This window comes from Streptomyces sp. NBC_00620, assembly GCF_026341825.1.
Classification (GTDB): Bacteria; Actinomycetota; Actinomycetes; order Streptomycetales; family Streptomycetaceae; genus Streptomyces.
In genome coordinates this window covers 390,118-411,245 of record NZ_JAPENY010000001.1, presented here as the reverse complement: position 1 = coordinate 411,245, position 21,128 = coordinate 390,118, and the positions used below count along the sequence as shown (strand labels likewise).

The following is a 21,128-nucleotide window of genomic DNA, read 5'->3' as shown; positions in this document are numbered from 1 at the left end:
CGGGGCCGAGGGTGGGGCGGCCTGGGCCGCCCCACCCGTCAGTTGTGGATCAGAACTACTTGACGTACAGCTTGTAGAGCATGCAGCCGTCGAAGTTCGGGTCCATCTTCACGTTGCCGAGCTTGGAGCCGTGAAGGTAGATGCGCTTCATGTACACGTCGGGGACGAAGGCGCCGGTCTCCGTGACCTGCTTGTCCAGGGCGGCCCACATCTTGTTGGCCTTGTCCTGGTCCGTCTCGGCCGTGGCGGCCTTGATGGCGGCGTCGACCTTCGGGTCCTTGAGGTGCGCGTAGTTCGAGCCGCCGTCGGTGATGGTGCTGCTGTCGAACAGCGGCTGGAAGACCGAGTAACCGGTCGGCCAGTCGGCGGACCAGCCACCCCAGTAGACGTCGTACGGGTTGTCGACCTTGCCGATCGCGTCGTACCAGGTGGTGGAGTCGATGCCCTTGGTGACGACGTCGAAGCCGGCAGCCTTGAGGGCGTTCTCGACGACGACCTTGATCTTCGTCTGGGTGTCGTCGATCTGGTACGCGTAGACGATCTTGTAGTTGGCCTTGCCGGCCTTCTCCAGGATCTTCTTCGCGGCCGCCGGGTCGCCCGCGGGGGTCTTGAGCTTGCCCCACACGTCCTGCGACTCGTAGCCGGCCACGAGCGGGCTCATGATGCCGGTGGCGTAGTCGCCACGGACGCTGCCGCCCTGCAGCTGGCGGATCTGCGCGGTCGGCCAGGCCTTGATGATGGCCTCGCGGACGGCCAGGTCCTTGACCCGGGTGGTGTTGACCCAGTAGACGCTGACGCCGCTGCCGAGCTCCTCGAAGACGCGGTCCTTGGCCTCTGTCTGGGCCTTCGTGACGCGCTCCTGGGGGATCGTGCGCCAGCTGACGGCGTACTGGTCCTTGCCGGAGTCCGCCAGCAGGCGGTCGATGGCGGTCAGCTGCTCGATGCCGAAGGCGAAGTCGAACTGGTCCGGGTAGGCGTTGCGGATCGGGTCGGTGGCCGGGTCCCAGTTCTCGTTGCGGACGAAGACCATCGACTTGTCGGTGACGTGGGACTTCACCCGGTAAGGACCGTTGGAGTACGGCTTCTTGTCGTAGTTCTCCTTGGTGTCGTGCTTCACCGGGGTGGGAGCGTACGACTGCATCGCGACGACGTAGTTGAAGTCGGGACGCGCCTCGGAGAGGTGGAAGGTGACCGTCTTGCCGCTGGTCACGACCGACTTGAGGTGCTTGCCGCTGTACGGGCCCGAGTACGACTTGCGGTAGTCCTGCGAGCCGGTCAGCCACGACTGGACGTACATGGCGCCCTCGGTGATGAAGCTGGCGAAGGCGCGCTCGATGCCGTGGCGGACGTCGTCGACGGTGACGTCGGAGCCGTCCTCCCACTTGACGCCGTCCTTCAGGGTGAAGGCCCAGGTCTTGCCGCCGTCCGACATGGTGCCCGTGTCGGTCGCGAGGTCGCCGACCAGCATCTGGGAACCGTCGTCGGCGATCTTGTAGCCGGTCAGGGTGCGGGAGAGGACGATCGCGGCGAGCGAGTTCCACGCGTAGTAGATGCGCTGCGGGTCGAGGTGCGAGACGTCGTCGTCGTTCAGCAGGTAGACGGTGCCGCCCTTCTTCGCACCGGAAACCTCGGGGGCCGGGCCCGTGGAGTCGGCCTCGGTGCCGATCTTCACCACGGTGGCTTCGGCCTTGGCGGCGTTCTGCTTACCGGTGGTGCCGCCGCTGCCGGAGTTGCCGCTGCTGCACGCGGAGAGCACGGAGCTCGACGCGGCCACAACACCGGTGGCTATCAGGAAGTTTCTGCGCGAAAAAGACATCGCATCCTGCCTTGAAGTGAGTGAGATGAGAGAAAGCCGGCACCCGGCGTCGTTGCCGTGGTCCTGAAAAGGGCCGGAGTCAGCGCTTGGTCTTCGGGTCGAGTGCGTCACGCACCGAGTCGCCGAGGAGGTTGAACGCCAGGACGAAGATCACCATCGTCAGCCCCGGGAAGAGCAGGTAGGTGATGTCTTCCTGGTAGACCTGGGCGGCGCGCCCGATCATGACGCCCCAGTCGGGGGTCGGGTCCTGGATGCCGACGCCGAGGAAGGCGAGACCCGCCTCCGTGGTGACCATCAGCGGCAGGTTGAGAGTTGCCTGGATGAGGATCGGCGTCCACAGGTTGGGGAGCAGTTCCTTGAAGATGATGCGGGCCGGCGACGCGCCCGTGACCTTGGCGGCCTCGACGAACTCCCGCTCGCGCAGGGCCAGTACCTGGCCGCGCAGAAGTCGGGCGATGGAGGCCCAGCCGAAGGCGGTGAGGATGCCGACGAGAGTGGCCACGGTGAGCCAGACCGGCGTGTTCTCGTCTGCCGACACGAACAGCGCGAGCACCACGGGGGTGAAGGCGACGAAGAACAGCTGGGAGGGGAAGGCGAGCAGGATGTCGATGACCCGGCCGATGAACCAGTCCGACTTGCCGCCCAGATAGCCCGCGGTGACACCCACGGCCACACCGATGATCACGACGAGCACCGTGACCGCAGTGGCGATCAGCAGCGAGTTGCGGATGGCGTAGAGCAGGAAGGTGAAGACGTCCCGGCCGAGCCCCGGCTCGATGCCGAACCAGAAGTCGCTGCTCATACCGCCGTTCGGCAGGACGGGGTAGCTGTTGTCGGCGAGCAGGCCGGGGAGGTTTATCCCGTATGTCGTGTACGGGTCCTTGCCGTACAGCTTGGCTATCAGCGGAGCGGCGATCGCGATGACGAAGAAGAAGATCACGATGAACGCCGATATGACGCCCGTGCGATCCCGTTTGAAGCGGAGCCATGCGAGCTGTCCCGGGGACCGGCTCTCGTTGGCCTTGGGAGCGGGAGAAGTGATCGACTTCTCGACGCTCTCGTCGGTCACCTCAAGCGGGGCGGCCGCGGAAGGAGTAGGGGGGGTCATGGTGCTCCGTGCCCGTGGGGTCAAGGGCTCCGCAGGGCGCTCCCTACGGGCTACGCCGGACTTTTTCAACGCAATTCATGCAAGGTCAATAAAATCTGGCTCCCCTTGGGTTTCTCTTTACTTTCTTTGCCTGCACTTGACCTCGACGTAACTACGCGTGTAGCGCTCCGTGGCCGATCCGTGTCCAGAAACGGACCAACTGCCCTAATCGGGCAAGGGGTTCGATATGCGGACGCTCAAGTCTCGGAATGCGTACATCTGGTGCACGCAATCCAACGGTTCGGCATCGAACAATGAAGATCCATTGCGTCGGCCGTCCGGAGCGTTTGCGTCCGGTCCGCCGACAACCGGAGTGCTGGATTCCGGGGTGCGTGCATATGGCTGGCACTTCCACTCGGAAGGGTGGGCTGGATATGCGATATGGCCGGTATCGCCGGATATTGAGCGCTAAAGGCACAGCGCACCGGAGCCGAGAGCGTTCGACCGGCGCCGGCGGCACAGCGCACTCTTGAGGAGGCACTCCATGCGTGGAGCCACGCACGCCAAATGGGCCGCATGCGCGGCGGCGGTAGCCCTCGCGGCGACCGCCTGCGGAGGCGGGGACAGTGACAGCGGCGGCGGCGGCGGCGACGGCACCGGCGTCGTGAGTTCCTCGTGGGGAGACCCGCAGAACCCGCTGGAACCGGCCAACACCAACGAGGTCCAGGGCGGCAAGGTCCTCGACATGATCTTCCGCGGGCTCAAGCGGTACAACGCCAAGACCGGCGCGGCCGAGGACATGCTCGCCGAGAAGATCGAGAGCACGGACTCGCAGAACTTCACCATCACGATCAAGGACGGCTGGAAGTTCAGCAACGGTGAGGCCGTCACCGCGCAGTCCTTCGTCGACGCGTGGAACTACGGGGCCAGCCTGAAGAACAACCAGAAGAACGCGTACTTCTACGGGTACATCGACGGCTACGACAAGACCCACCCCGAAAAGGGGGCGCAGAGCGCCGACACCCTCTCCGGGCTCAAGGTCACCGGCACCAACACCTTCACCGTCAAGCTCAACCAGAAGTTCTCGACCTTCCCGGACACCCTCGGCTACGCGGCCTACTCGCCGCTGCCCAAGGCGTTCTTCGACGACCACGCCGCCTGGCTGAAAAAGCCCGTCGGCAACGGGCCGTACACCGTGGACTCGTACACCAAGGGCTCGCAGATGTCCCTGCGGAAGTGGGACGGCTACTCCGGCGAGGACAAGGCGCAGAACGGCGGGGTGGACCTCAAGGTCTACACCGACAACAACACCGCCTACACCGACCTCCTGGCCGGCAACCTCGACCTCGTCGATGACGTACCCGCCTCCCAGCTCAAGAACGTGCAGAGCGACCTCGGTGACCGGTACATCAATACGCCCGCCGGCATCATCCAGACGCTCGCTTTCCCGTTCTATGACAAGAATTGGGACAAGGCGGGGATGGAGAAGGTCCGTCAGGGACTGTCCATGGCGATCAACCGCGAGCAGATCACCGACACGATCTTCCAGAAGACCCGCACCCCGGCCTCCGACTGGACCTCACCGGTGCTCGGGGAAGAGGGCGGCTTCAAGGAGGGGCTGTGCGGTGACGCCTGCGAGTACAACGCGAGCGAGGCCAAGAAGCTGATCGAGGAGGGCGGCGGCCTTCCCGGCGGGCAGATCAAGATCTCGTACAACGCGGACACCGGCTCGCACAAGGAGTGGGTCGACGCCGTCTGCAACTCCATCAACAACGCCCTCGGCAACGACAAGGCCTGCGTCGGCAACCCCGTCGGCACCTTCGCCGACTTCCGCGACCAGATCACCTCGGACAAGATGTCGGGCCCCTTCCGGGCCGGCTGGCAGATGGACTACCCGCTGATCCAGAACTTCCTGCAGCCGCTGTACTACACCAACGCCTCCTCCAACGACGGCAAGTGGACCAACGCGGACTTCGACAAGCTCGTCGACGAGGCGAACGCCGAGACCGACCAGGCCAAGGCCGTGAAGCTCTTCCAGCAGGCCGAGGAGGTCCTGCGGGACGACATGGGCGCCATCCCGCTCTGGTACCAGAACGGCAGCGCCGGCTACTCGGACAAGGTCTCCGACGTGGCGCTCAACCAGTTCAGCGTCCCCGTCTACAACGAGATCACCGTCAACTGAGCCGCGCCGGGCGGCCCCCTCGACGGGGCCGCCCTCACCCACCCCCGGAGCCCTCATGGGACGGTACGTAATCCGGCGCCTGCTGCAGATGATCCCGGTCTTCATCGGCGCCACCCTGCTGATCTTCCTCATGGTCAACGTGATGGGCGACCCCATCGCGGGCCTGTGCGGGGACCGGGCCTGCGACCCCGCCACCGCCGCCCAGCTGGAGAAGGAGTTCGGCCTCGACAAGCCGGTGTGGCAGCAATACCTGACCTACATGGGCAATGTCTTCACCGGCGACTTCGGTACCGCCTTCAACGGGCAGCCGGTCACCGAGCTGATGTCGACCGCCTTCCCGGTCACCATCCGGCTGACCATCGTCGCGATCCTCTTCGAGATCGTCATCGGCATCGCGCTGGGCGTCATCACCGGCCTGCGCCGCGGGAAGCCCGTCGACACCGGCGTCCTGCTGGGCACCCTCGTCGTCATCTCGGTGCCCGTCTTCGTCACCGGCCTGGTGCTCCAACTGCTGCTCGGCGTCGAATGGGGCTGGATCAAGCCGTCGGTCTCCTCCGACGCCACCTTCGGCGAACTGATCGTGCCCGGCCTGGTCCTTGCCTCCGTCTCCCTCGCCTACGTGACCCGGCTGACCCGGACCTCCATCGCGGAGAACAAGCGGTCCGACTACGTCCGTACGGCGATCGCCAAGGGCCTGCCCCGGCGCCGGGTGATCACCAAGCACCTGCTGCGGAACTCACTCATCCCCGTGGTCACGTTCATCGGCACGGACATCGGCGCGCTCATGGGCGGCGCGATCGTCACCGAGCGGATCTTCAACATCCACGGCGTCGGCTTCCAGCTCTACCAGGGGATCCTCCGGCAGAACACGCAGACCGTCGTCGGTTTCGTGACCGTCCTGGTCCTCGTCTTCCTGGTCGCCAACCTGCTCGTCGACCTGCTGTACGCCGTACTCGACCCGAGGATCCGCTATGCCTGAACCCCAGCCACCGGAGTCACCGGAGCCCTGGATGTCGGGCGGCGGCCGCGCCCCGGAGGACGGCGCGATCGCCGCCACGGGCATGGGCGGCGCCATGGACCTCGCCATGAGCGAGGCGGAGACCCTGGAGAAGACACCGGGAGGACCCGAGGGCACCGGCCCGCAGGAGAAGCCCCGGAGCCTCTGGTCCGACGCCTGGCGCGATCTGCGGCGCAACCCCGTCTTCATCATCGCCGGGCTGGTCATCCTCTTTCTGGTGGTCATCTCGCTCTGGCCCTCGCTGATCGCCTCCCAGAACCCGCTCAACTGCGACCTGGCCAAGGCGCAGGAGGGTTCGCAGCCCGGACACCCCTTCGGGTTCGACGGACAGGGCTGCGACGTCTACACGCGCACGGTGTACGGCACGCGCGTCTCGATCTCCGTCGGTGTCTGCGCCACCCTCGGGGTCGCGATCCTCGGATCGCTGCTCGGCGGGCTCGCCGGCTTCTTCGGCGGGGTGTGGGACTCGGTCCTGTCCCGGGTCACGGACGTCTTCTTCGCGATCCCCGTGGTGCTCGGCGGCCTGGTCCTCCTCTCCGTGGTGACCAGCAACACGGTCTGGCCCGTCATCGGGTTCATGGTGCTGCTCGGCTGGCCGCAGCTCTCCCGCATCGCACGCGGCTCCGTCATCACCACCAAGCACAACGACTACGTCCAGGCCGCCCGTGCCCTCGGCGCCTCCAACTCCCGGCTCCTGCTGCGGCACATCGCGCCGAACGCCGTCGCGCCGGTGATCGTCGTGGCGACCATCGCGCTCGGCACGTACATCTCTCTGGAGGCGACCCTCTCCTACCTCGGTGTCGGCCTGAAGCCCCCCACGGTCTCCTGGGGCATCGACATCTCCTCGGCGTCCGCGTACATCCGCCAGGCCCCGCACATGCTCCTGTGGCCCGCCGGAGCCCTCGCGATCACCGTCCTGGCGTTCATCATGCTCGGCGACGCGGTGCGCGACGCCCTCGACCCGAAGCTGAGGTGACGGCCGTGCTGCTCGAAGTGCGCGATCTGCACGTGGAGTTCAGGACCAGGGACGGGGTCGCCAAGGCCGTCAACGGGGTCAACTACAGCGTGGACGAGGGCGAGACCCTCGCCGTGCTCGGCGAGTCCGGCTCCGGCAAGTCGGTGACCGCGCAGGCCGTCATGGGCATCCTCGACATGCCGCCCGGGAAGATCACCGGCGGTGAAGTCCTCTTCCAGGGCCGGGACTTGCTCAAGCTCAAGGAGGAGGAGCGGCGCAAGGTCCGCGGCGCCGAGATGGCGATGATCTTCCAGGACGCGCTGTCCTCCCTGAACCCGGTGCTCTCCGTGGGCGACCAGCTCGGCGAGATGTTCACCGTGCACCGCGGGATGTCCCGGAAGGACGCCCGGGCCAAGGCCATCGAGCTGATGGAGCGGGTGCGGATCCCGGCCGCCGCCGAGCGCGTACGCGACTATCCCCACCAGTTCTCCGGCGGTATGCGCCAGCGCATCATGATCGCCATGGCGCTGGCCCTCGAACCCGCCCTGATCATCGCCGACGAACCGACCACCGCGCTCGACGTCACCGTCCAGGCCCAAGTCATGGACCTGCTCGCCGAGTTGCAGCGCGAGCTGCACATGGGGCTCATCCTCATCACCCACGACCTCGGCGTGGTCGCGGACGTCGCCGACAAGATCGCCGTGATGTACGCGGGCCGGATCGTCGAGTCGGCGCCGGTCCACGACATCTACAAGGCCCCCGCGCACCCGTACACCAAGGGCCTCCTCGAGTCGATCCCGCGCCTGGACCAGAAGGGCCAGGAGCTCTACGCCATCAAGGGCCTGCCGCCGAACCTGATGCACATCCCCCCGGGCTGCGCCTTCAACCCCCGCTGCCCGATGGCCCAGGACATCTGCCGGACCGACGTGCCCCCGCTCGCGGAGGTCGACGAGAACCGCAGAAGCGCCTGCTTCTTCTGGAGGGAGTGCCTCGATGACACAAGCAGCCACTGAGGCGACGCAGGCAGCCACCGAGGCGATTCTGGAGGTCAGCGGGCTGGTCAAGCACTACCCGCTGACCCAGGGCATCGTCTTCAGGAAGCAGGTGGGGGCCGTCAAGGCCGTCGACGGCGTCGACTTCCACCTCGCCCGGGGCGAGACCCTCGGCATCGTCGGCGAGTCCGGCTGCGGCAAGTCGACGGTCGCCAGGATGCTGGTCAACCTGGAGAAACCGACGGAAGGGACGATCAAGTACAAGGGCGAGGACATCACCAGGATGTCCGGCAAGGCGCTGAAGGCCGTACGGCGCAACATCCAGATGGTCTTCCAGGACCCGTACACCTCGCTCAACCCACGCATGACCGTCGGCGACATCATCGGTGAGCCGTACGAGATCCATCCCGAGGTGGCGCCGAAGGGCGACCGGAGGCAGAAGGTCCAGGACCTGCTCGACGTGGTCGGACTGAACCCCGAGTACATCAACCGCTACCCGCACCAGTTCTCCGGCGGCCAGCGCCAACGCATCGGTATCGCACGGGGGTTGGCGCTGCGCCCCGAGATCATCGTCGCGGACGAACCGGTGTCCGCGCTCGACGTCTCGGTACAGGCGCAGGTGATCAACCTGCTCGACCGACTCCAGGACGAGTTCGATCTGTCGTACGTCTTCATCGCGCACGACCTCTCCATCGTGCGGCACATCTCCGACCGGGTCGGCGTGATGTACCTCGGGCGGATCGTGGAGACCGGCAGGGACGCCGAGATCTACGACCACCCGACGCACCCCTACACGCAGGCGCTGCTCTCCGCCGTGCCCGTCCCCGACCCCGAGGCCCGTGAGCACCGCGAGCGGATCATCCTCAGCGGGGATGTGCCGTCCCCGGCGAACATCCCGTCCGGCTGCCGCTTCCGCACCCGCTGCTGGAAGGCGCAGGAGCGCTGCACCCTTGAGGTGCCGCTGCTCGCGGTGCCCGCGGAGTTCCGGCTCGTCGAGGGGCCGGCCGCGCACGACTCGGCCTGTCACTTCGCGGAGGAGAAGCAGGTCGTCCCCAGCGACGAGACGCCGGACGATCATGCGGAGGGATCGTCATAGACGTACAAATGTGCACCAATTGCGTTTACAAGCAGGCAACTTAGCGGAAGCGGTACCGATATACGGACGCGTCAGTCTCTACAACGTACGGCCGTGCGGGTGCCGTAAACGGGCCGGGAGCGCCATGTCTCCCGGCCCGTTGCCCCTCTTTGCGCCTAAACCGGCGCCGCTCTCGCGGACCGGGTGCTCGCCGTCGTGGTTCCTCAATTGATGGTTGCGGTGCTCTGTGGATATTTTCCGCTCAGCCCAGCTTGAGGGCACGCTTGAGAAAGTCCACCTGGAGCAGCAGCAAGTTCTCCGCGACCTGCTCCTGTGGGGTCATGTGGGTGACGCCGGACAGGGGCAGTACCTCGTGCGGGCGGCCGGCGGCCAGTAGGGCCGAGGACAGGCGCAGGGTGTGGGCCACCACGACGTTGTCGTCGGCGAGGCCGTGGACGATCATCAGTGGGCGGTGCGGCTCGGCGGGGGAGGAGAGCCCGTCGTCGGTGATCAGGGAGCTCTTCGCGTACGTCTCCGGGCTCGCCGCCGGATCGCCCAGGTACCGCTCCGTGTAGTGGGTGTCGTACAGCCGCCAGTCCGTGACCGGGGCGCCCGCGATGCCCGCGTGGAAGACGTCGGGGCGGCGCAGGACCGCGAGCCCCGCGAGCCAGCCGCCGTACGACCAGCCGCGGATCGCCACCCGCGACAGGTCCAGCGGGAACGTCTCCGCGAGGCCCTGCAGTGCGTCGATCTGGTCGTCGAGGGAGAGCGTGAAGTCGTCGCGGACCGCCTTCTCCCAGGCGGGGGACCGGCCCGGAGTGCCCCGACCGTCCGCCACGACCACCGCGAAACCCTGGTCCGCGAACCACTGCGAGGTGAGGTGCGCGTTGTGCGCCGCCAGCACCCGGGGGCCGTGCGGGCCGCCGTAGGGGTCCATCAGGACGGGCAGGGGAGCGTCGCCGCGGTAGTCCGTAGGCATAAGCACGGCGCATGGGATTTTCCGTGCGCCCCCCTGCGTGAGGGTCACGCGCGGGGACAAACCCGGATCTTCGGCGTAAGAGGTGATCGTCGCCGCACGCTTTCCCTCGCGCAGTACCTGTACTTGGGTGCCCGGCTGGTCGAGCACCGCGGAGACGAGGACGGTCACGCCCCCGGCGCGCACCGCCGAGTGCACGCCGGGCTCCTGCGAGACGCGCTCCAGGCCGAGTTCGTTGACCCGGTACACATGCACTTCGCCGGTCTCGGGCGTGGCCGCCGCCTCGCCCGCCGACGCCGAGACCAGCACCTCGTCGTCCGACACGTCGAGCACCGCACGGACATGCAACTGCGGTCCTGTGAGCGGGCGTTCACCGAACGCGAGGACCCGCGCGCCGCCCTCGTCGGCGATCCGCACGAGCTGCCCTCCGGGGCTCCAGCACGGCACACCGGGGAAAAGATCCAGCCATTGTGGATCTTCGTCCGCGTGCACCATCCGGGTCGCCCCGGTGTCCGGATCCACGGCCAGGAACAACTGACTCCGCTGGTCCCGCGCCTGTACCAGAATCAGCGGCGCACCAGCCGCTGACCAGTGCACATGCGCCAGGTACGGGTACCGCGCCCGGTCCCACACGACCTCCGTGCGCACCCCGTCGAGACCGAGGACGAAGAGGCGTACGTCCGCGTTGGCGCTTCCCGCCACCGGATACGCGACCTGGTGGGGATCGCGTTCAGGTTGTGCGGGATCTGCGATCCACCAGCGGCGTACGGGCGCGTCGTCGGCCCGCGCGACCAGCAGCCGGTCTCCCTCCGGCGACCACCAGAAGCCGCGCGAACGCCCCATCTCCTCGGCCGCGATGAACTCGGCCAATCCATAGGAAACCGTCTCCGCCTCAGGCTCCGCGAGCGCCCGGTCGTCCGCACCCTCGGCGCCGACGACCCGCAGGGCGCCCCCGGCGACGTACGCGACAAGCCGTCCGTCGGGCGAGGGGCGCGGGTCGATCACCGGTCCGGGGACGCGGAGTTCACGTGCCGTGCCGGCCCGCAGCTCGGCCGTGAAAAGCCGCCCTGACAAGGCGAAAGAGGCCAACTCCACCGCCGTGTCGGTGGCGTAGCCGACGACCCCGGCACCGCCCTCCCGGCTGCGCTCGCGGCGTGCCCGCTCCGCCGCCGACAGGTGCTCCGAGGCGCCCCCGAGCAGCGCCTGCGGGTCGGCCGCGACGCGCTCCGCGCCGTCCGCCACATCGAGCACCCAGAGCAGATTCGCCCGGTCCGTCCCGGAGCGGGAACGCAGGAACACGACTCGGGAACCGTCGGGGGCCACGGCGAAGGCGCGCGGCGCGCCGAGCGTGAACCGCTGGGTACGCGCGTGCCGTCGGGGGAAGGAGAGAGGCTCGGTCGTCATCCCCCGACCATATTGGCCATGCGCCCCCTTGTGCGGCCGTGCGCCGATCGATGCGCGCGTACGGATAGTTATGATCACTAGCGCTGCGTGGGTATGAACCCGCTGGCTGCTGTATGGATTTACCGACCCCCCATGTCCGACCCCCATACCGGACCCCGAGTCCCTGGGATCTTTGGAGGTGAGCCGCCGTGGCACTCTCGATTTCGGCGGTGGTGCTGCTGGCGATCGTCGTCTTCATCCTGGTGAAGAAGTCAGGACTGAAGGCGCCACACGCCATCGTGTGTGTCCTGCTCGGTTTCTATCTCGCCTCCTCGACGGTCGCTCCCACCATCAGCGAGCTGACCACCAACATCGCGGGCATGATCGGCAGCATCAAGTTCTGACCGTGTTCCCACCTCGTAGGGTGGTTCCATGACGGAACTGCCCGACCGGCGTCTGCTCCTGGTGCACGCGCACCCGGACGACGAGTCGATCAACAATGGCGCGACCATGGCCAGGTACACGGCCGAGGGCGCCCATGTGACGCTGGTGACCTGCACTCTCGGCGAGGAGGGTGAGGTCATCCCGCCCGGCCTCGCGCACCTCGCACCCGACCGGGACGGCGGGCTCGGCCCGCACCGGATCGGCGAGCTGACCGCCGCCATGAAGGAACTGGGCGTCACGGATCACCGCTTCCTCGGCGGCCCCGGGCGCTACCACGACTCCGGGATGATGGGCGTCGAGCAGAACCACCGCCCCGGCGCCTTCTGGTCCGCCGACGTGGACGAAGCCGCCGGACACCTTGTAGAAGTGATCCGAGAGGTACGCCCTCAGGTGCTCGTCACCTATGACCCCGACGGGGGCTATGGGCACCCGGACCACATCCAGGCCCACCGCGTCGCCATGCGCGCCGCCGAGCTGGCCGCGCTGCCGGACTTCCGCACCGATCTCGGCGAACCCTGGGAGATCGCCAAGATCTACTGGAACCGGGTCCCGCGTTCTGTGGCCGAGGCCGAGTTCGCGCGGCTTCGCGAAGCGCTGCCGGAGCTGCCGTACACGAAGTCGGCCGCCGTCGACGACGTGCCGGGTGTGGTCGACGACTCGGAGATCACCACCGAGATCGACGGAACGGCCCACGCCGCCGCCAAGGCCGCCGCGATGCGCGCGCACGCCACCCAGGTCGAGGTGGCCGAACCCTGGTTCGTGCTGTCCAATGAGCTCGCTCAGCCGCTGTTCACCACGGAGTACTACGAGTTGGTGCGCGGGGAGCGGCCGAAGGCGCCTGAGAAGGCGCGTGAGACGGATCTGTTCGCGGGGATCGCGGGGACCGACCGGCAAGAGCGAGAGGCGGGCGTGTGATGAGTACGACGGGACAGCGGGGGAGCGCGCTCGCTCAGCCGGTGACGGCGCCCTCGGGCGGACGGATCGCCGCCTACCTCGGACTCTTCGTGCTCGGCGCCGTGATCGGAGCCGCCGGAGCGCTGGTCCAACCCGGCTGGTTCCCGGGCGGGTTGCTGCTCGCCCTCGTGGGCGCGGCCGGGCTCTTCCTGGGCGGGGCACAGGCAGTCGGCACCAGGGGTGGGGCCGTCGCGCCCGCCGCGGGCTGGATGGTCGCCGTCGTCCTGCTCACCGCCAGCCGCCCGGAGGGCGACTTCCTCTTCGGCGCGGGATTCGGCTCCTACCTCTTCCTGCTCGGTGGTATGGCTCTGGCTGTGATGTGCGCCACGCTTGGCCGGGGGCGGCAACCTGGTGGCTCCGCCGTCCGACTTGGCAAGTGACGTACCACTTCGCCGTATCCGGCAGGTGCGGGTCCCGTGGGGGTTTCCTTCGCGGGCGAGGTTTGCGGGCCGGACATGGCCAGTATGGTGGTGCGCGCCGCCGAGCTGCCCGAGATGAGGTCGAGTAAACGGGCGGCGGAGCCAACCGGGAGAACTTGCCTTGAGTCGTGAAACTGACAGTTCGTCCTCCGGGCCCAACGGGCGCGGTGGAGCCGCGTACCCGTCGGGGACGCCGCCGTACGGGACCCCCCAGGTCACCGAGAGTGGTGCCGACGCGGGCCGTTCGGCCGCCGGCGCCCCTCCGGAGGAGCGCAAGACAGAGACCACGCTGACGACGCGGATCCGGATCAACATCCCCGGATCGCGGCCCATCCCGCCCGTCGTGGTGCGCACACCGGTCACGGACACCGATGTGTCCGCCGAGGGTGCCGACAGCACGGGCGGCGCACCGCGCGGTGGCGCGGAGGCGCCGCGTGCCGTGAGTTCGCCCACCGGCGGGCCCGCGGTCGTGGAGGCTCCGGCGGGTGCCGCTCCGGCCCCCGCGGCTGCCGCCGCCGAGGAAAAGACGAGCGACTGGTTCGCGCCGCGCAAGTCCGGTGCGCCCAAGGGCGGGCCGGGGGGTGGGTCCACCAACGGGGCGGGCCTGCCCGGCGGTTCGGGGCCCGCGGGTGCCGCCGGTCCGCCGGGACCGCAGGGTTCGGGTGGCCCGGGCGCCGGAAGCGGCCGCCATGGTGCTCCCGGCGGTGCGCGTCCCGGCGGGAGCAGCGGCGGGAACGGCGCAGGTCCGCAGGGCGCCCCCGGTGGTGCCCGGCCCGGCGGGGCCAACGCGCCCCGTCCTGGCGGTACGAACGGTGCCGGGCTGCCCGGTGCCACCGGTGCCGGACCCGTGGCGCCAGGCCACGGCGGCGGCACTGGTTCCTTCGACGTGTCCGGAGCGCTGAGAGACACCGGCTCCTTCCCGGCCATCGGATCCGGCAACGGCAACGGGAACGGCAACGGGAACGGCAACGGCACCGGCGAACAGCGGCGCGACGATCTCCCGTACTTCGCGGACTTCCCGGACGGAGGTCGGCGTGGTCCCGGTAACGGCACCGGTCCCTCGGGGCCGACCGGGGGTCCGGTCACCGGTGACGGTCCGCTGGTTCCGCCGATGGGTCCGGGCGTGGCTCCCGGCAGTCTGGCCGCGGGGCCGGGCGGGCCGGGGCGGGGACCTGGCGGGCCCGGAATGGGTCCGGGCGGGCCTGGAGCGGGCCCGGGTGGACCTGGAGTGCGTCCGGGTGGGCCTGGCGGGGCGCCGGGCGGGCCCGGCATGGGCCCGGGGTATCCCGGTGGCGGCCCCGGTGGTCCGGGAGGACCCACGGGTCCCGGCGGCCCCGGAGGTCCCGGCGGTCCAGGAGCCTCGGGCTACCCCGGCAGCACGGGCAGCAGTTTCTCCGGTGGTCTCAGTGACGACACCGCGATCCTCACGCCGCAGAAGCCGGCCCCCGAGCCGGGCGCCGGTGGCTACGGCGGCGCCGGGGAGAACGTCTCCGGACACACCCTGACCAGCGGCATCCCCGTCGTACCGGGCACCCAGAACTCCCCGTTCGGGCCGGGCGCACACCCCGACGGGCCGCTGCCGCACACCCCGCCGAAGCTGCCCGAGCCGGTCCAGGAACCCGCGCCCACGGCCAGGCGGAGCAAGAAGAAGGGCCGCAGCAAGCTGGTGCTTCTCGGCGTCGGCGTGTTCGTCATCGGCGGCGGTGCCTACGGCGCCGGGCTGCTCATGAACCACTCGGACGTGCCCAAGGGCACCACCGTGCTCGGCGTCGACATCGGCGGCGGCACCCGCGACGAGGCGGTCAAGAAGCTCGACGACGCCTTCGGCGACCGTACGAACAAGGCCCTCAAGCTGTCGGTCGACGGCGACACGGTCTCGCTCAAGCCGGACCAGGCCGGGCTCCAGCTCGACACCCAGGCCACGGTCCGCGCCGCCGCGGGCAGCGACTACAACCCCGTCTCGGTGATCGGCTCGCTGTTCGGCCAGGAGCGGGTCGTCGAGCCCGCGATGCCCGTCGACGAGGAGAAGCTCAAGGTGGCTCTGGAGAGCGCCGCGGGTGGCTCCGGTTCGGCGAGCGACGGCACGATCAAGTTCGAGTCCGGCAAGGCCGTCGCCGTGTACGGCAAGGCGGGCAAGGGCATCGACGTCGCGTCCTCCACGCAGGCCGTCCAGGACGCGTACCGCGCGCAGGTGGAGACCGGCACGGGCACGGCGGTGAAGGTGGCCACGGCCACCCAGCAGCCGACGGTCACGAACGCCGAGGTGGACCGCGAGATGAAGGCGTTCGCCGAGCCGGCGATGTCGGATCTCGTGACCGTGCAGACGGACGCCACGCACACCGTGTCGTTCAGCCCGGAGAACACCCTCTGGAAGTTCATCGCGGTGAAGGCCGTCGACGGCAAGCTCACCGACACCTACGACCTCGATGCGCTCAAGGAGCTCTACGGCAACACCTTCGACGGTGTGACGATCGCGCGGGCCAACGGCGAGAAGACGGCGGTCACGCCGCAGGACGTGGTCGGCGCGCTGCGCCCCGCGCTCCTCGGCAAGACAGCCGCCGACCGCATCGGCGTGATCGAAACGAATCCCAGCTAGCAGACCCGCTTTCCGAGAGGGCGCCCGGCCATGACTCCCATGGCCGGGCGCCCTCTTGTCGTACGCCGGTCGCCGATGCAGCGTTGCCGCAAGGGGACCGCATCCGTACGCCCTCCCCGCCGATGTCGCCGCGGCGGCGGGCGTCCCCGTGCTCGCCCTCGCGGTGGGCGGCGACACCAGCCTGCCGCGCATCCTGTCCCGCTTCGCCGAGCTGGCCCACGCACTTGGTGGCGAACCCGCCAGGCAGCAGGGCCAGTTGGCGGCAGCCGAGGAGGCCGTACGGTCCGCGGTGAGCCCGCTGAAGGTGCTCGCGCTGTCGGCTGCCGGGTCCGGGCAGGTGCACCTCGCGCGGCCTCGGGCAGGGCCGGAGCTGCGCCATCTCGCAGAGCTGGGCGTCGAGTTGACCGACCCCGGCGCGGGAGGCGTGAACTGGTCCACCACCGACTGGGAGCACGCCGCCGCGCTCGCCCCCGACCTGGTCCTCGCCGACAGTCGCGGAAACGCCGTCCCGGCAAGGGAGTTGGACTCGGTCCCCGGCTGGCGCGCTCTCACCGCGATCGCCACCGTGGAGCCCTGGAATCCCGAACTGCCGTGCAGCGGCGCGGCCTGTGCGGCCTTCCTGCACTCGGTCGCGGACGCGCTGGAGGTGCTGCGCGCCAAGCGGTGAGCGGGCGACGGCGTACGTCGCGTATGACATCTGTCATCCGCGAATGACGACACGGGACACTGCCGAGGACGGGGCCCGCGTCGCCACGATGGATCTCATGACAACGACAGCGGCGATCGCAGGGGCGACCACCACCTCGGTGGTCGCGTTCGAATCGGTGACCAAGAGCTACGGCGGCGTCCGGGCCGTGGACGGGCTGACGCTCGAGCTGCACCCGGGCGAGACCGTCGCCCTCCTCGGCCCCAACGGCGCGGGCAAGTCGACCACACTGGACCTGCTCCTCGGACTCAAGCGCCCCGACAGCGGCGTGGTCCGGGTGTTCGGGGCCGGCCCGCGCGAGGCCATCGTCGGCGGCCGGGTCGGGGCGATGCTGCAGAGCGGCGGGCTGATGGACGAGGTCACCGTCGGCGAGCTGGTGAGGCTCGCGTGCGATCTGCACCCGAAGCCGTTCCGCGTCACCGACGTGCTGGCCCGCGCGGGCATCTCCCCGATCGCCGACCGCAAGGTCAACAAGCTCTCCGGCGGCCAGGCCCAGCGCGTCCGCTTCGCCCTCGCCACCGCCGGTGACAGCGACCTGATCGTCCTCGACGAGCCCACCACCGGCATGGACGTCACCGCCCGCCAGGCCTTCTGGTCCACCATGCGCGAGCAGGCCGACCAGGGACGTACGGTCCTGTTCGCCACGCACTACCTCGAAGAGGCCGACGCCATAGCCGACCGCGTGCTCGTCCTGCACCGTGGACGCCTGCTGGCCGACGGCACCGCCGCCGAGATCAAGGCGAAGGCGGGCGCGCGACGGATCGCCTTCGACCTGGAGGGCCCGATCGACGAGCCGGCCCTGCGCGCCCTTCCCTTCCTGACCTCGGCCGACGTATCGGGCCACACGGTCCGCATCCAGTCCACCGACGCCGACGCGACCGTCCACGCGCTGTACGGGCTCGGCGTCTACCCCCGCAACCTCGAAGTCGCCGGGCTCGGTCTCGAGCAGGCCTTCGTCGCCATCACGGCCGCCGAGGAGGCGAAGCAGAAGTGAACAGCCTCATCAAGCTGGAGATCACCCGCGCCCTGCGCAACCGCAAGTTCCTGTTCTTCTCGGTGATCTATCCCTCGGCCCTGTTCCTGCTGATCGCGGGCAGCGCCGACAGCACGACCATGGTGGACGGCACCGGACTCACCCTGCCGACCTTCTACATGGTCTCCATGGCCTCCTTCGGCGCCCTGACCGCCGTCCTGATGGGCAACAGCGAGCGCATCGCGAAGGAGCGCGAGAGCGGCTGGGTACGGCAGTTGCGGCTCACCCCGCTCCCGGGCCGCGGCTATGTGCTCGCGAAGACGGCGAGCGCGGCCGTCATCAGCCTGCCGTCGATCGTGGTCGTCTTCGTGGTCGCGGCGGCCGTGAAGGACGTACGCCTCGACGCCTGGCAGTGGGCGGCCCTCACCTTCGCGATCTGGGCAGGCAGTCTGGTCTTCGCCGCGCTCGGCGTCGCCATCGGCTACCTCGCCAGCGGCGACGCGGTCCGCCCGATCACGATGATCGTCTACTTCGGTCTGTCGATGCTCGGCGGCCTCTGGCTGCCGACCACGACCTTCCCCGACTGGCTGCAGAGCATCGCGAAGTGGCTGCCCACCCACGCGTACGCTGCCCTGGGGCAGTCGATCGAACTGGGCAACGCCCCGCACGCGACGGACCTCGCCATCCTCGCCGTCTCCTTCGTCCTGTTCGCGGGAGGCGCGGCCTGGCTGTACCGGAAGGACACTCCCCCAGTGCCTGAAGGGCTTGGGGGGACCCCCAAGGCGTGAGCGGCGTCGGCATCGGGCAGCGCCCGCAGAACCGCAAGCAGCAGATGGTCAAGTCCCTGTGGACCGGCATCTGGCTCATCTACCTGAGCGCGCCCGTCAGCGACCTGCTGAACGGCGGTCACAGCACCGGCGTCCGGATCCTCGGCTGGCTCGGCCTGGTCGTCTTCGTCGGCTGGTACATGATCCTGGTCTTCCGTACCGGCCGCGGCGAGACCAATGCCGTGGTGCTCGGCTCCCTCGCGGTCCTCGCCGCCCAGTCCACCCTCCTGTCCCTCACCCTGGGCCGGGAATGGCTCGTCCTCTTCGTGTACGTCTCGATCGCGTCCGGCGCGGCGCTCCCGCTGCGGCTGGCGCGCTGGACCATTCCGGCCACGTCCGCCCTGCTGACGGCGATCGCCCTGGCCGTCCCGGACGGCACGGCGTATCTGGCGGGGCTGCTCATCCCGGCGTTCCTCGGCGGGTTCGCCATGACCGGCGTACGCGAACTCGTGCGGACGACCATCGCTCTGCGCGAGGCCCGCGCCACCGTCGCGCAGCTCGCCGCGAACGAGGAGCGGCTGCGACTGGCACGTGACCTGCACGACCTACTGGGACATTCGCTGTCGCTCATCACGCTCAAGAGCGAGCTGGCCGGGCGCATGCTCCCCGACCACCCCGACAAGGCGGCCCAGCAGGTCGCCGACATCGAGAACGTCAGCCGCCAGGCCCTCGTCGACGTACGCGAGGCGGTCACCGGCTACCGGCGGCCCCGGCTGGCCGGTGAACTCGCGGGCACACGCGTCGCGTTGACTGCGGCGGACGTCATCGCGGACCTGCCGGACGAGCCGGACCTCAGCGGGGTCCCCGAGGAGAGCGAGTCAGCGCTGGCCTGGGCGCTGCGCGAGGCCGTCACCAATGTCGTACGGCACAGCGGGGCCCGGCGCTGCGTGGTGGGGCTCGTACGCCGCCAGACGCTGGACGGGCCCGTACTCGAACTGTCCGTGGAGGACGACGGGTCCGGGGGCCCGGGCAGTGGCCCCGGCAACGGTCTGACCGGGCTGACCGAACGCCTGGAGAAGGCGGGCGGATCCTTGGAGGCGGGACGGGCGCGGAGCGGGTTCCGACTGGTCGCGCGGGTGCCGACGGGCGACGCGGGCAACGCGGCCGGCCGACTGACCGGACCCGTAGGATCCGAGGCATGAGCCGAACGATCAAGGTCCTGCTCGCCGAGGACCAGTCGATGGTCCGCGAGGCGCTGGCCGCGCTCCTCGGCCTTGAGCCGGACATCGACGTCGTCGCCCAAGTGGCCCGCGGGGACGAGGTGTTGGCCGCCGCGCGCGAGCACGACGTGGACGTGGCACTCCTCGACATCGAAATGCCGGGGCAGACAGGCATCGAGGCGGCAGCCGAACTCCACAGGGAGATCCCCGGCCTCAAACTCGTCATCCTCACGACCTTCGGCCGCCCCGGCTATCTCCGCAGCGCCATGGAGTCCGGCGCCGACGCCTTCCTCGTCAAGGACGCTCCGGCCGCCCAACTCGCCGAAGCCGTACGGAAGGTACTCGCCGGCGAACGGGTCATCGACCCCACCCTGGCGGCCGCCGCCCTCGCCGAGGGCGCCAACCCGCTGACCGACCGCGAACGCGAGGTACTGCGCGCGGCGGCCGACGGCTCCACCAACGCCGAACTCGCCAAAGCCCTCCACCTCTCCCAGGGCACCGTCCGCAACTACCTCTCCACAGCCATCCAAAAACTGACGGCACGCAACAGAGCGGAGGCGGTGAGGATCGCGAGGGAGAAGGGCTGGCTGTAAAACCCCGGCCAGGGTGCGCCCCTCGGGGGCGCGGGGAACTGCGCGACCAGCCACGACGAGGGCCGTGATCGCGCGACGGCACAAGCCCCTACGGCGATGGGGCGAACTCAGTTGAGCATCGCCCGCGCGGCATGCGCCTGCCGCCGCACCCGATCCGCGGCCGCTTCGTCAACGGCGGCCACCACATCGGCGTACGCGTCGAGTTCCGCGGAACCGCCGAGGAAGTCGCCGCGCTGCACAAGCAGCTGAGCGCGCTCATACCGCAGCCGCGCAGGATGCGAAGGCAGCAGCAGCGCCAGCTCCACGGCCCACAGTGAGACATCGGACCGCTCGGGCCGAGTGGCAGCCCACGCCCGGATGTTGTTCAGGATGCGCATGACGACGTCGAGCGGTTCGGCGGGGGAGAGCATCGCCGGGTCGAGCGGCGCCCCGGTCGCCCCCGCGACGAGCAGCTCGGCGTCGGAACCGGTGAGTACGCGCCCTCCGTCGAAGGGATCGGCGAGTACCTGCTGCTCCGGGGGCCCGAAGCCGACGACGAAATGCCCCGGCAGCGCGACCCCGTACACGGGCGCGCCCGCCCTGCGCGCGACCTCCATCCACACCACGGAGAGCAGGATGGGCAGCCCGCTCCGCCGCCGCAGCACCTCGTGCAGCAACGAGGACCGGAGCCGCTGGTAGTCCCCGGGCGAGCCCCGGAACTCGCAGCGCCCGCCGAGGAGTTCACCGAGCGCCGCCGCCCAGGACCGAGGCCCGCCGGGCCGGAAGGGCAACAGCCCCGCCAGCCGGTCCAGCTCGATCTGCGCCGCGTCCATCCCGGCCTCGTCGAGGCCGCCGTCCGCCGCCGCCCCCACCAGCAGACACAGCACCGCCAGATCGGGCCGCTCGGCCCGCGCCTCGTCACCGAACCGCCGCCGCACCTCGGCGGCCCGCTCCGGCTCCGGAGGATGAGGGGGACGCATAGCAGCCTCGTGC

Annotated in this window: 18 protein-coding genes; 14 read left to right on the top strand and 4 right to left on the bottom strand. The window is 69.5% G+C overall.

The window, feature by feature from the left end; translation table 11 throughout:
* Nucleotides 1-55: 55 nt before the first annotated feature.
* Together OG246_RS01820 and OG246_RS01815 are read right to left on the bottom strand one after the other, a co-directional pair.
* Entirely contained in the window at nt 56-1,816 is a 1,761-nt protein-coding gene (locus tag OG246_RS01820) for an ABC transporter substrate-binding protein (RefSeq protein WP_266454808.1), read from the bottom strand.
* 79 nt (nt 1,817-1,895) lie between these two features.
* On the bottom strand, nt 1,896-2,924 hold the full coding sequence (locus OG246_RS01815) for an ABC transporter permease (RefSeq protein WP_266454805.1): 1,029 nt from the start codon (nt 2,922-2,924) through the stop codon (nt 1,896-1,898).
* Nucleotides 2,925-3,447: 523 nt separating this feature from the next.
* On the opposite strand from OG246_RS01815, the gene OG246_RS01810 reads away from it, so the two are divergent.
* From OG246_RS01810 to OG246_RS01790, 5 genes are read left to right on the top strand one after another with little or no spacing between them, the layout of a single operon-like run.
* Nucleotides 3,448-5,085: an ABC transporter substrate-binding protein gene (locus OG246_RS01810; protein ID WP_266454802.1), complete on the top strand. Its 1,638-nt coding sequence runs from the start codon at nt 3,448-3,450 to the stop codon at nt 5,083-5,085.
* A gap of 55 nt (nt 5,086-5,140) precedes the next feature.
* Nucleotides 5,141-6,064, top strand: coding sequence for an ABC transporter permease (locus tag OG246_RS01805; RefSeq protein WP_266454799.1), 924 nt, complete (start codon nt 5,141-5,143; stop codon nt 6,062-6,064).
* A 31-nt stretch (nt 6,065-6,095) separates the two neighbouring features.
* The gene (locus OG246_RS01800; protein WP_266463762.1) at nt 6,096-7,079 is read left to right on the top strand and encodes an ABC transporter permease; all 984 of its coding nucleotides are present in this window, start codon (nt 6,096-6,098) and stop codon (nt 7,077-7,079) included.
* Between the two features lie 5 nt (nt 7,080-7,084).
* Nucleotides 7,085-8,071, top strand: a complete 987-nt coding sequence (locus OG246_RS01795; protein ID WP_266454797.1) for an ABC transporter ATP-binding protein — start codon at nt 7,085-7,087, stop codon at nt 8,069-8,071.
* Complete coding sequence (locus tag OG246_RS01790; RefSeq protein ID WP_266454794.1) at nt 8,052-9,146, top strand: ABC transporter ATP-binding protein; 1,095 nt, start codon at nt 8,052-8,054, stop codon at nt 9,144-9,146. Before OG246_RS01795 ends, OG246_RS01790 begins: the two co-directional genes overlap by 20 nt.
* 241 nt (nt 9,147-9,387) lie before the next feature.
* Here the strand turns inward: OG246_RS01790 and OG246_RS01785 are convergent, their stop codons facing one another.
* Nucleotides 9,388-11,505 (bottom strand): S9 family peptidase, encoded by a 2,118-nt coding sequence (locus tag OG246_RS01785; protein ID WP_266454792.1) that lies wholly within the window; start codon nt 11,503-11,505, stop codon nt 9,388-9,390.
* A 188-nt stretch (nt 11,506-11,693) separates the two neighbouring features.
* Between OG246_RS01785 and OG246_RS01780 the strand changes: the two genes are divergently transcribed.
* The 9 genes from OG246_RS01780 to OG246_RS01740 all read left to right on the top strand — a co-directional run bounded on the left by OG246_RS01780 (nt 11,694) and on the right by OG246_RS01740 (nt 20,156).
* Nucleotides 11,694-11,888, top strand: a complete 195-nt coding sequence (locus tag OG246_RS01780) for a hypothetical protein (protein ID WP_266454790.1) — start codon at nt 11,694-11,696, stop codon at nt 11,886-11,888.
* Nucleotides 11,889-11,916: 28 nt separating this feature from the next.
* Entirely contained in the window at nt 11,917-12,843 is a 927-nt protein-coding gene (mshB, locus tag OG246_RS01775; protein ID WP_266454788.1) for an N-acetyl-1-D-myo-inositol-2-amino-2-deoxy-alpha-D-glucopyranoside deacetylase, read from the top strand.
* Entirely contained in the window at nt 12,843-13,262 is a 420-nt protein-coding gene (locus OG246_RS01770; RefSeq protein ID WP_266454785.1) for a DUF6113 family protein, read from the top strand. Before mshB ends, OG246_RS01770 begins: the two co-directional genes overlap by 1 nt.
* 160 nt (nt 13,263-13,422) lie before the next feature.
* Nucleotides 13,423-15,897: a hypothetical protein gene (locus OG246_RS01765; protein WP_266454782.1), complete on the top strand. Its 2,475-nt coding sequence runs from the start codon at nt 13,423-13,425 to the stop codon at nt 15,895-15,897.
* 55 nt (nt 15,898-15,952) lie between these two features.
* Entirely contained in the window at nt 15,953-16,564 is a 612-nt protein-coding gene (locus OG246_RS01760; RefSeq protein WP_266454780.1) for a hypothetical protein, read from the top strand.
* A 97-nt stretch (nt 16,565-16,661) separates the two neighbouring features.
* On the top strand, nt 16,662-17,597 hold the full coding sequence (locus OG246_RS01755) for an ABC transporter ATP-binding protein (RefSeq protein WP_266454778.1): 936 nt from the start codon (nt 16,662-16,664) through the stop codon (nt 17,595-17,597).
* Nucleotides 17,594-18,364, top strand: coding sequence for an ABC transporter permease (locus OG246_RS01750; protein WP_266454775.1), 771 nt, complete (start codon nt 17,594-17,596; stop codon nt 18,362-18,364). The genes OG246_RS01755 and OG246_RS01750 overlap by 4 nt, the downstream gene beginning before the upstream one ends.
* Nucleotides 18,361-19,545, top strand: a complete 1,185-nt coding sequence (locus tag OG246_RS01745) for a sensor histidine kinase (RefSeq protein ID WP_266454772.1) — start codon at nt 18,361-18,363, stop codon at nt 19,543-19,545. The genes OG246_RS01750 and OG246_RS01745 overlap by 4 nt, the downstream gene beginning before the upstream one ends.
* Nucleotides 19,542-20,156 (top strand): response regulator transcription factor, encoded by a 615-nt coding sequence (locus OG246_RS01740; RefSeq protein ID WP_266454769.1) that lies wholly within the window; start codon nt 19,542-19,544, stop codon nt 20,154-20,156. The genes OG246_RS01745 and OG246_RS01740 overlap by 4 nt, the downstream gene beginning before the upstream one ends.
* Before the next feature lie 107 nt (nt 20,157-20,263).
* Here the strand turns inward: OG246_RS01740 and OG246_RS01735 are convergent, their stop codons facing one another.
* Entirely contained in the window at nt 20,264-21,115 is an 852-nt protein-coding gene (locus tag OG246_RS01735; RefSeq protein ID WP_266454767.1) for a transglutaminase-like domain-containing protein, read from the bottom strand.
* Nucleotides 21,116-21,128 lie beyond the last annotated feature (13 nt).